8 protein-coding genes are annotated in these 11,876 nt (G+C 44.5%); 5 read left to right on the forward strand and 3 right to left on the reverse strand.

Annotated features, from left to right (window positions below; translation table 11 throughout):
• Positions 1-137: 137 nt before the first annotated feature.
• Both G596_RS23720 and G596_RS21585 read left to right on the forward strand, forming a co-directional pair.
• The gene (locus tag G596_RS23720; RefSeq protein WP_022761549.1) at positions 138-3,836 is read left to right on the forward strand and encodes a response regulator; all 3,699 of its coding nucleotides are present in this window, start codon (positions 138-140) and stop codon (positions 3,834-3,836) included.
• 20 nt (positions 3,837-3,856) lie between these two features.
• Positions 3,857-4,216: a response regulator gene (locus G596_RS21585; protein ID WP_022761550.1), complete on the forward strand. Its 360-nt coding sequence runs from the start codon at positions 3,857-3,859 to the stop codon at positions 4,214-4,216.
• Here G596_RS21585 and G596_RS0109195 read toward each other — a convergent pair.
• Complete coding sequence (locus G596_RS0109195) at positions 4,197-5,891, reverse strand: response regulator (protein ID WP_022761551.1); 1,695 nt, start codon at positions 5,889-5,891, stop codon at positions 4,197-4,199. The two genes, G596_RS21585 and G596_RS0109195, sit on opposite strands and share 20 nt — an antisense overlap.
• A gap of 185 nt (positions 5,892-6,076) precedes the next feature.
• Between G596_RS0109195 and G596_RS0109200 the strand changes: the two genes are divergently transcribed.
• The 3 genes from G596_RS0109200 to G596_RS0109210 all read left to right on the forward strand — a co-directional run bounded on the left by G596_RS0109200 (position 6,077) and on the right by G596_RS0109210 (position 8,441).
• Positions 6,077-6,925 carry a transporter substrate-binding domain-containing protein gene (locus G596_RS0109200; RefSeq protein ID WP_026671270.1) on the forward strand — a complete coding sequence of 283 codons (849 nt, stop codon included), beginning with the start codon at positions 6,077-6,079 and terminating at the stop codon, positions 6,923-6,925.
• Between the two features lie 79 nt (positions 6,926-7,004).
• Positions 7,005-7,661, forward strand: coding sequence for an amino acid ABC transporter permease (locus G596_RS0109205; RefSeq protein WP_022761552.1), 657 nt, complete (start codon positions 7,005-7,007; stop codon positions 7,659-7,661).
• A 21-nt stretch (positions 7,662-7,682) separates the two neighbouring features.
• Positions 7,683-8,441, forward strand: a complete 759-nt coding sequence (locus tag G596_RS0109210) for an amino acid ABC transporter ATP-binding protein (RefSeq protein ID WP_022761553.1) — start codon at positions 7,683-7,685, stop codon at positions 8,439-8,441.
• 92 nt (positions 8,442-8,533) lie between these two features.
• Here the strand turns inward: G596_RS0109210 and G596_RS0109215 are convergent, their stop codons facing one another.
• Both G596_RS0109215 and G596_RS21590 read right to left on the reverse strand, forming a co-directional pair.
• Entirely contained in the window at positions 8,534-9,712 is a 1,179-nt protein-coding gene (locus G596_RS0109215) for a PAS domain-containing sensor histidine kinase (protein WP_022761554.1), read from the reverse strand.
• Positions 9,713-9,798: 86 nt separating this feature from the next.
• Entirely contained in the window at positions 9,799-11,856 is a 2,058-nt protein-coding gene (locus G596_RS21590; protein ID WP_022761555.1) for a TaqI-like C-terminal specificity domain-containing protein, read from the reverse strand.
• Positions 11,857-11,876 lie beyond the last annotated feature (20 nt).

Raw genomic sequence — 11,876 nt, forward strand, 5'->3', positions numbered from 1 at the left:
ACCTTAAAAACGCTAAGAGTAGTGCGAAAAAGCATTACTTTTAGTGTTTTTTTATTTTGGTTTAATATATTTTTTCATAAAAAACAGTTAAGATATAAAAGGAGAATACTGCAAACCGCTGATTGAAGGGGGTTTTCATGCAAAAAAACAAGTTGTTCACCGATGATCTTACTGCAATAATACCTTCTGAGGAAAAGATGTCTGCAATGGAATGGCTTGCAGAGCAGATGCCCGGAGGATTTTTCATATACCGCGCAGATGATTCCACTGAGCTTTTATATGTAAACAGTTCGGTCTGTGATATCTTCGGATGCAGCAGTGTGGATGAATTCAGGGAATATACCGGCAATACCTTCAAGGGAATGGTTCACCCTGATGACTATGACAGCATTCAGTCATCTATAGATAACCAGATAGCCATGAACTCAAACTCAAGACACATGGACTATGTGGTATACAGAATAATCAGAAAAGACGGAACCATACGCTGGGTTGATGATTACGGTCACTTTGCGACTCTCCCGGGCTATGGTGATGTTTATTATGTTTTCATAGGTGATATCACAGAGACCAAGCTCGCCAAAGAAGAAACAGAGAGAGCCAATACCCTTGCAATTGCTCTTGAAGAAGCTGAACAGGCGAATGTAGCAAAGAGCGCATTTTTATCAAATATGAGTCATGAGATCCGCACTCCCATTACGGCCATTCTCGGCTTGAACGAGATGATACAAAGAGAGGCGGAGGATTCAGCCATACTGGATTATTCCGAAAACATCAGGAAAGCCGGGGTTAGTCTTCTTGGAATCATCAGTGATATTCTGGACTTTTCCAAGATAGAGACCGGCAAAATGGAATTGCAATGCGAAAAGTATGCTCCGGATGCGCTTATCAGAGATCTTTACAATCTTATCAGATTCAGAGCGGAGGCCAAGGGACTGACTCTGCATTTTGAAATCGATTCAGAAATTCCCAAAGAACTTATAGGAGACGAAATCCGCATAAAGCAGATAATAACGAACATTCTCACTAATGCCGTGAAGTATACGGAGGAGGGAAGCGTCAATTTTGCAATGAAACTGAAGGAGAAGAGTTCTGACTGCGTCACCATGGAGATATCCGTAACCGATACGGGAATCGGAATCAAAAAAGAGGATATTGACAAGCTCTTTGAGCCCTTTGACAGACTTGAACCCAAAAAGACGAGAAGTATTGAAGGCTCAGGACTTGGACTTTCAATCACCAGGCAGCTCCTTTCGCTTATGGACAGTGAACTCAAGGTGGAGAGCACTTATGAAAAGGGTTCAAAGTTTTATTTCACCCTGACTCAGAAGATTGGAAATGACACACCTATAGGTGATATAACGGAGGAATTCCTGCTTCACGATAACTCCGGACAAGCGCATGGACAGACTTCGTTTATTGCTCCGGGCATGAGGCTTCTTGTCGTGGATGATACGCCGATGAATCTCCAGGTTATTGCGGGGCTTTTGAAGCGCACAAGAATGCATATAGATGTGGCAAGCAGCGGCGCAGAATGCATAGAAAAATTCGGGGCCGAGCACTACGACATGGTCTTTTTGGACTATCGTATGCCGCATATGAACGGGATAGAGACCCTCACAGAGATAAAGAACAAATACCCCGAGAAGTTTGAGAAGACACCTATAATCTCTCTCACCGCCAGCGCGGTTTCGGGGGACAAGGAAAAAATGCTCTCCGCCGGTTTTACCGATTACCTGACAAAGCCGGTAAACATCGACGAGATGGAGCGCATGATGTGCAAATATCTGCCTGACGATTCTGTCTTCATGATAGGTGATGAGGTAAATGATGAAACGTCGAAGCTTCCGAAAATCGCTTTTGACTATCCGGAGCTTGATCCTGCGAAAGGTATCGAGTATTGCGGCGATGCAGAGGATTACATCTATGCTCTTGAAACCTATGAGATGTCTGTTGATGCCAAGGCGGAGCAGATAGAAAACAGCCTGAAAGATGATGATATGGATGCATATGTTCTAAATGTGCATTCACTTAAGAGTACTTCCTCTGCCATAGGTGCCGTGAGCATGTTTGAAAAAGCGAAGGCGTTGGAAATGGCTGGAAAGGATAAGGATTTTGCAACAATTCAGAGGGACACTCCGTTCCTTATAAAAGAATACAAAGAGCTAAAGGCTATCATTCACAGGATCATACAGAATTATGAGGCAAATGATGAGACTGCAGCAAAGCCTCTGGATGTTGTTGAAGAAGCAAGAAGTCAAATGCTGGCTAAAGCTCTGGAGGAAGCGGAGCATGCCAATATGGCGAAGACGGCCTTTTTATCCAATATGAGTCATGAGATAAGAACGCCTATGAATGCCATTATCGGACTTGATAACATCGCGCTCAAAAATCCTGATATCGACAGCGAGACAAGAGATATACTGGTGAAGATTGGTGCCAGCGCAAAGCACCTGCTATCACTTATAAATGACATCCTTGATATAAGCAGAGTTGAGTCGGGGAAAGCCAAACTTAAGAATGAGGAATTTTCATTCGGAAATATGCTTGAGCAGATAAATACCATGACTGAGTCCCAGTGTAAGGATAAAGGTCTTGTGTTTGATTGTCTGGTAAAAGGCCACATGGACGACTTTTACGTCGGCGATGAGATGAAGATGAAGCAGGTGGTCATAAATGTCCTCGGTAATGCCGTGAAATACACACCGGCTCCGGGAAAGGTGACTTTCACTGTTGAAGAGACAGAGCGCACGGATGATAGAGCTGTTGTCAGATTTGTCATAAAGGATACCGGCGTTGGAATGGATGCTGATTATATTCCGAAGATCTTTGAGCCCTTCTCACAGGAAAAAGAGGGAACAAGCAACCAGTACGGCAGTACCGGGCTGGGAATGGCCATCACCAAGAATATAGTTGATATGATGTGTGGTCAGATCGAAGTGCAGTCTGAAAAGGGGAAAGGCTCTGAATTTACCATAACCATACCTCTCGGAATAAGCAAAAAAGAGATAGGAGAGGCAGGCTTTGATCCGACTACTTTGACCACACTTATAGTTGATGATGACGCTACTGCCTGTGAACATGCAAAGATGGTGCTTGCAAGGATTGGCATTGAGGCAGACTACGTCCTGTCGGGCAAGGAAGCCTTGACTGCCATGGAAAAGAAGGAATCCCTCAAGTCACCTTACAAACTTGTACTGTTGGATTGGAGGATGCCGCAAATGGACGGTGTCGAACTCACGAGGGCGATCAGAAAGCGCTATGGCGATGAGGACATTACTGTTATATTAACGACCTACAACTGGGACGACATCATGGAAGAAGCTCTGGATGCCGGAGTCGATGCATTTATGGCCAAGCCGCTCTTTGCAGGAAGCATTCAGCAGGAACTTAAAAAGATCGTGGAGGGAAGCAGAGAAAAGAGCAGGGGGAATGCACACAAGGCTTCGCTTACCGGAAGAAAGATACTGCTTGCCGAGGACATGAATATCAATGCCCAGATCATGAAGCAGATTCTGAAAATGAAGGAAATAAGCGCTGATGTTGCAACCAACGGAGAAGAGGCGGTAAAGCTTTTTGAAGGAAGTGATGTGTCCCACTATGATGCCATTCTTATGGACATCAGGATGCCTGTAATGAACGGACTTGAAGCAACGAAGGCGATAAGAGCCCTGGGCAGGGAGGATGCGGCGAAAATACCGATCATTGCACTTACAGCCAATGCTTTTGACGAAGATGTACAGCTGTCTCTGGATGCGGGGATGAATGCGCATCTGTCCAAGCCTATCGAACCGGATGCTCTTTTCGGGACACTTGAAAAACTGATAACTGACTGATTACAGACAAGGAGGTTCCTATGAAGTATATATTACTTGTGGACGACGATGAGGATATGATGAAAATTGTTGCAAGGTGGCTTGAGAAAGCAGGCTATGAAGTATCTTCAGTTACTTCAGGGAAGGCTGCGGTCGCAGCTGTTTCCGAGAGAACACCGGATCTCGTTCTCCTTGACTACAGCATGCCCGATATGGACGGACCGGCAACCCTTGCTGCTATAAGAGAGACGGTGCCAGATAAAAATATCCCGGTCCTTTTCAGAACCGGGAAGGATGATTTGTCTTCGCAGGAGATTATGGAAAAATGCAACCCTGCGGGCGTGATATCCAAAGCGGAAGGAAAACCTGCCCTTCTGGCTGCTATTGCTGAGATTTGTTAAACAAATCCTCCTCAAAGAATCTTTGCAGAGCATCGAGGAGTGTCTCCTTCTGAGATGACTTAAGAAGATACCCATCGGGTTTATATTCGAGAATACGAAATACGTGATCCCTGTCATTTTTTCCTGTGAGGAAAATGATGGGGATTCTGTGTGTATCGGGATTGTTTCTTATCATTTTCATGAGCTCGTATCCATCCATCTCCGGCATCTCGTAGTCGAGGATTATGAGATCAGGTATGGTGGTTGCCAGACCCTGAAGCAGATCTTGGCCGTTATCAAAGCATGAAACATGATAGGAAGATGAAAGCCAGTGATCTGCCACGGTCAGATAATCCTTGTCATCATCTACTATGAAAAGGGTTTTCGTCCTGTGATACTCAGCTAAAAGTCTCGAGAAATATTCAAAATCCTTAACAAAGGAATCAATATCGATAGGCCTTATGTAGGTTCTCGAAACGCGGAAGGCACCACCTGATGACATGGCAATATCGATGTCCTGGGGATCTCCGGCAATGCATAAAAGCTTCGAATCATCCTGGCACATCTCAGCCAGAAGGTTCATGGTCAGTTTTATATGGGATTTATCATTGGTTCCCGGATAGTAAATTATAATATCTACTTTTGAGCGGTAAGTGATGATCTTATCGGGTTCGTCCGGAATCACAGTGACCTTAAAGCGGGCCGCGGTCAGACTCTTTTCCAGGCTGGTGGGAACAATTCCGCTGTTTGTTTGAACGAAAAGAACTGATCTGGTGCAGTCTTCCGGTGGCTCGGCTTCTTCGCGGAGGCTCTTTTGTTCCGAAGCTGCCTGTGACAGATGCTTTATATCCTCATCCTCCGTAATCCTTGAAAGGAGTTTTCCATAGGCTTTGTATGAAGATAAAAAGGCGGGCGCGTCGTTTCTTATCATCCGATAATTCCCGTTTTCGGCAGCCTCTTCAAGCGCTACGGCTTCCTCGCACAGAGACCTGGCACCTATCAGCCGTGCCATGCTTTTTAAGGAATGGACGCTGAGTTTGAACATGGTCCAGTCCTCACATACAAAATGGGTTTGAATTTCGTGAGACTTTGAATTGATTGAGGAATAAAAAATGTAGAGAGCATCAATATAATCTTCTGCGGTCTCACAGTTTGATATGCCTGCAATAAGATCGATACGGGGAACGGATTTAAGCCATACCGGAAGCTTGTCGAGCTCTTCCTTCACAGCATCGTCGGAGACATTGCTGCTATCAATATGGTCTATCATGGTATTGACATAGCGCTCTTTTTCCTCGATGGCGAAGCTGTCTTCCTCAGGCAGATAAGTCATAAGGACCTCATACAACTGCCTCGGGTCGACAGGCTTTATAAGGACATCCGCAAAACCGGCTGCCTTATACAGATTTATGTTTGATCTTGCATCTTCCGTTGTGTGGCAGATAACGGGAACCTTTATCTTCTTTTTGGCAAAGATATCCTGTAATGCCAGGAAGGTGTCGACGCCATCCATATCAGGCATGCGATGATCCATCAGGATGAGATCGTAATTTTTTTCCCTGCACATATCAAGGCATTCCTGACCGCTCTCAACCTGATCTGACTGAACTCCGTTGGAAGCCAGAAGGGAAGAGAGAATCATTCTGTTTATGGGCATATCATCCACTATAAGTACGCGTGAGGCTTTGTTCTCCATGTAGGTTCCTCTTTTTCGTAAGTTATTTATCGAATATATCCCTATAAAAATACTATAAGGTATTTTGAACTCTGTTGGTATTAAAGTTTTATTAAACAAGCAATTAAATCTAAACTTGTTTGCATAATCCAATTTAGTATGATAAAGTGGTAAAGAATGAAAAATTTAGAGGAGGGCATTGTTTTATGAAAAAGAAGATAATAGCAGGATTACTTATAACAGCAATGACATTTTCGCTTACAGCATGCGGCGGAGCAAAGACAGACAGCGCCGAAGGCACAGCAGCGACTGATACAACAGAAGAGACAACAGAGGCAAAGGATGAGGGCTCCGATGTTGACTATATAAAAGGAAAAGGAAAGCTTATCGTAGGAATCACAGACTTTGCTCCTATGGATTACAAGGATGACAGCGGCAACTGGATCGGCTTTGATGCTGACCTTGCAAAGAAGGTTGCCGAGTCCCTCGGAGTTGAAGCTGAGTTTGTAGAGATCGACTGGGATAACAAGATTCTTGAGCTTGATAACAAGTCAATTGATGTAGTATGGAACGGAATGACACTTACAAACGAAGTTACAAACGCAATGGAGTGCACCAAGCCTTATCTTAACAATGCACAGGTTGTGGTTGTTCCGTCAGATATTGCGGATGAGGTGAAAAGTGCAGAGGATGCTGCTTCCTACAGCTTTGCGGTTGAGGCAGGTTCAGCAGGTGAGCAGGCAGCTACCGATAACGGCTATGATTTTGTATCCGTTACATCTCAGGCTGATGCTGTAATGGAAGTTCAGGCAGGTACTTCTGGCGCATGTATTATCGACCTTCTCATGGCAGGCGCTATGATTGGTGAGGGTACAAGCTATCCCGATCTTTCACACACAGTAGAACTTACAACAGAAGAGTATGGTATTGGATGCCGCAAGGGATCCGATCTTGCTGCTTACATCGATGATCAGCTTGGGGTTATGTATGCTGACGGAAGCATGATGGAGATTGCAAAGCAGTACGGTGTTCAGGACGCCGTAATTGCAAGATAATCCTGATTTTAAAAAATAGCGAAATCTATGCCCCGCTTAATGGCGGGGCATTTGAAACTACGGAAAGAGGAATCTATATATGTTTTGGACCGTTACCTTATCACTGCTTGAGGGGTTCCTGGCAACAATTAAATTATTTGCTTTAACACTTGTTTTTTCACTGCCCCTGGGGCTTCTCATTTGCTTTGGCTCAATGAATAAGCTACCTCTGATAAGGGTACCTATAAGGTTTTTGATCTGGGTTGTACGTGGAACACCGCTGATGCTGCAGCTCCTTATCATATACTACGGACCCGGAATTTTTCTTAGATTAAACGTGTGGGGAACTTCAACCTCCGGAAGATTTATGGCAGCACTTATAGCATTTGTGATTAACTACGCCTGCTATTTTTCTGAGATATACAGAGGCGGAATCCAGTCAATTCCGGTAGGACAGTACGAGGCTGCGCAGGTTCTCGGCATGACGAGATGGCAGACCTTCAAAAAAGTCATTCTCCTGCAGCTCATCAAACGAATCGTTCCGCCGATTTCAAACGAAGTTATAACCCTTGTTAAGGATACTTCTCTTGCGAGAGTTATTGCGGTTTATGAGATCATCTGGAACGGACAGGCCTTCATTAAGAGCAGCGGAATCATCTGGCCATTGTTCTACACAGGCGCATTTTATCTGCTCTTTAGCGGACTTTTGACACTGCTGTTCAGATACATCGAGAAGAAGCTGAGCTATTTTAGGTAAGGACGAGAAGGTACACGGAAAATGCCAATACTTGAAGTTAAAGATATAAAGAAAAAATTTGATAATAGCGAGATTCTTAAGGGAATCTCATTCGACATGGAAGAGGGACAGGCGATATCCATTATCGGATCCTCGGGAAGCGGAAAGACAACGCTGCTTCGCTGCCTGAATTTCCTGGAGAGAGCTGACGAAGGAACTATAACCGTAAGAGGAGAGAAGCTTTTTGATGCATCGCTTCCCATGGAAAGCGCGGATGCTCTTCGTGAAAAGAGACTCCATTTCGGTATGGTTTTCCAGCAATTCAATCTCTTCCCGCAGTACACGGCGCTTGAGAATGTTACACTTGCACCGGGACTTTTGAGCGGAGGTCAGGATAGTGATGCGATCATAAAAAGAGGTAAAGAGCTTTTGGATCAGATGGGACTTTCTGACAGAATGGATAACTACCCGCATCAGCTTTCCGGCGGGCAGCAGCAGAGAGTTGCCATAGCCCGTGCTCTTGCATTGAAACCTGATATCCTCTGCTTTGATGAGCCCACTTCGGCGCTTGATCCTGAGCTTACCGGTGAGGTTTTGAGAGTAATAAGAGAGCTTGCAAACAAGAATACCACTATGATCATAGTTACTCATGAGATGGCATTTGCAAGAGACGTAGCGGACGAGGTTATTTTCATGGACGGCGGAGTGATCCTGGAGAAGGGACCTGCGAAGGAAGTGATCAATAACCCGAAGGAGGAGCGTACAAGACAGTTCCTTTCAAGTGTTCAGTCCGGATCTTAATTTAACATATGTGGATAATAAAACGGATAGCAAAGAGCTTGCTATCCGTTGTTTTTCGTGATTTACATTGTGGGATTTAAGTTAACCCGCTGTCAGCTTTCCGGTGGTACTGCGTCGAGCTCTATTGTGGCTGTGAAGGTACTTCCGATTCCTTCTTCGCTTTCTGCGATAATATCACCCTTCATGAGACATGCAAGGCGCTTTGCGACGGAAAGTCCAAGGCCTGTACCTGTGCCATACTTGCTGGGATTCCTCTTTTCCTGTGAGAAGGTTCTGAAAAGGCTTGGCATAAAGGCACTGCCGATGCCGCAACCCTCATCTTTTACTACAAATTTTATTCTGTAAAAATCACCGTGCTTTTTGGAAGAAACATATATCTCGACAGTGTCTCCCCGCTCGCTGAACTTTACGGCGTTATTGGTTAAGTTTATCACCATCTGCTGAGTTCGTCCGAGGTCGCAGATGACCTGCGGGTTTGCTCTGTATTCTCTGTGTACGATAACTGTCACATTTTTTTCTTTTGCGAAGGCTTTGGTGATATTCTCAACGCCGTCCACGATATCATCAAGGGATGCTCTTTTCGGGTCGAGGTTTAAGTTACCGCCGTCGATTTTATCAATATCGAGAATATCGCTCATAAGTCTGGAGAGATAGTGACTGGAAGTGTAGATTTTTCTCATATCACTTCGAAGGACGTCGACATCCTCCTGATTCATTCCAAGATAGGACAGAGCGGAGATGGCGTTCATGGGATTCTTGATTTCATTACTCATGCGGGATAAGAATTCCGACATGCGTCTGTTGGCACGCTTTTCATTATCGAGAAGCTTGTCGTTTAATTTATTAAGCTGTTCGATTTTCCTGATGCGTTCCTGCTCCTCGGTGACGTCCATAAAGGAGCCTACAAATCCGATAATAACACCTTCATCATAGATGGGTGTTTTGGTAGCAATGATCTCTCTTACTTCGCCTTTAACAATACACAGGCCATGAACATTGTGAGTACTCTCACCGTGAAGGACCCGGAGCTCATCCTGCATGAAAGGTTCAGGATCCGGATGCCAGCCCATATCCTCGTCGGTTTTACCGATAACTTCATCAGCTGATTTAAAACCATAAAAATTGAGAAATGCCTGGTTTACTCCGACAAATCTGCGCTGGGTATCCTTCCAGAAGATACAGTCCTGGGTAGTATTTATGATTTTGTCGAACAACTGATCCGCATGTTCGTCAAGTGAAATTGTCTTTAACTTTTCGATATTATCACTCATCTAAATCCTCTTGAAAAAAATACAAGAAATCTCCTTACACAAAACGTGAAAGTGTATATCAATTATAACACGAAATTCCGTAAATGCTATAGTGGAAGAAATAAGTTCTCGTTTTTAAGTTCATCTTTTATGAATGAGATATCACTGTCCGATAAATTGAACAGCTTAAAACACTTATCATCGAGCTCATTGTAAAGTGCGGTTATCTTGCTTTTGCGTTCGCCCTCGGAGGGTGATTTTGAATCACCGGGGGTCCCGCAAAGCTCTAAGATACTGTCAATTATGGCAATTATTTTGTTTTGGGTATCAGCATCCGCAGCCGGAATCGGGATCTGTTCGATGTGCGATCTTAAAATTTTTACCGAACGGAATTTTTTGATGAAATAATATTCGGAGGCGCTGCAGTTTAAAATCGCCATGATATATTTCATGCTGAGATTTTCAATGTTCGGAATTACGATATTACAGCTGTTAAGAGACAGGGTTTGTTTGTCATCATATGCAAAAACAAGTCGTCCTCCGATGAAACGATAGAGCAGCTTTTCAGGTGCCCGGTACATGGAAAGAGGTGCTACCTGCTGGCATTTATCGGGATCGAAGTTTATGTAGCACTTGGGGATTCTGAAGGCATATTTGAAAATATCGGTGCCTTTCAGTATAACTTCGTTGTTTGCGGTCTTTCGTGATTTGAGCATTTCCTTGTTGGCACCTGTCACTATTCCAAGTGCAAACTCGGCATTTCCTTCGAGCCTTTTCGCACCGGGCAGAGTCTCCAGATGGTTAAGGATCCGGTACTCATTGTCGGGCATAAGGAAGTCGAAGGCGTCTCCTGTAAGCTTCCTTGCCGAAGTGATCTTGAAGGAGGATTCCTTTTCATATACGACAGGATTTTTTGAAAGGAAGCTGTCGGTGGACTTTTGTACCTGCATTATCACGGAAGGGCACTGGACATGATCGAATACATCTCCCAGATATTCAAGGTGCGTAAGTGTGGTTGTCTTCAGCAGAAGCTCACGAATTATTCGATGAGTTTTGACAAGAAGGACCGACTCCGGAAGGACGTAGGAAAGTGTACCGCCGTCTTTAAGAAGACCGAGAGCCTGCTCAGTAAAAAGATCAAAGGAATCGGGTGATTTTGCCTTGCCGCATTCGAAAGTATCCTTGAGGTAAGTCTTTTCACCTGCAGTGAAAGAAGAACCCCAGGGAGGATTGCCAAGGATAATATCGTAGGTTTTATCACTCCTGTTTTCATGGAGGAAATCCCTTACTATAAGATGCTCTTTCCAGAAATCGACATCAGGGATTCTGTACTTGAGTGCCAGGTTAATCCTTGCAAGAAGAATACTGGTCTCATCGAGATCATAGCCGTAGAGATTCCCGGCAGGGACACCCGGAGGAAGACATAATAAAAAGTTACCGGTTCCGCAGCCCGGATCAAGGATCTGTTTATCCTGACCTTCTGAGAGGATTGATGCCTCAAAAAGGTGTCCGAGAAGTCTTTGTACGATTGTTCCGGGAGTGTAATAGGTTCCCTCGCTTTTCCTTGCGCGAAGGTGCTTTAAAGATATGTATATCAGACCAAGAGTATCCTCGCCGGGAACGTACTCGAAGTTCCCGGTTAGAGAGATGATGTCCTCAGGTAAGGATGTGTCGTCTTCGGATGGATGAAGCTCCGTGATAAGGTGTGAGTATTTCTCCTGTTCTTCATCCGAAATTCTTTTGGAAATAAGCCTTTTTGCGCAGCCCGCAAGGATGGCTTTCAGCATGGAATCTGTGAGTTCAAAAGGTTTGGTCTGCTCTGAAGATTCTGCTGTTTCTTCAGGTTCTGTAGTAAGAGCACTGCAGCTTTCAAAGTCGGCAATGTTTGAAATAAGTTTGTTAACCAGCGGGAGATTGGGAGAAGTCGCAGGAATATAAGAGCTGTACAGGAGCTTACCCGATACGTAGGTCTTGTTCCTGCGGCTCTTTAAGGATTTGATCTTTCCGTTTTCAAGATCGGCTTTGAGGGAGCTGACGTACTCCTCAGAAAAGAGATACGAGCGTCCCTTTTTTCCTTCAGGCTTAATCTTACCGAGCTTTATCCAGTTTCTCCCTGTGGCGGGAGTGATAGACAGTTCTGCACAAAGGTCAGATAGTGTAAGCATTAGCGCAATCCCCCTCATCC

Source organism: Butyrivibrio sp. AD3002 (genome assembly GCF_000420905.1).
In the GTDB taxonomy this organism is placed as follows: domain Bacteria; phylum Bacillota; class Clostridia; order Lachnospirales; family Lachnospiraceae; genus Butyrivibrio.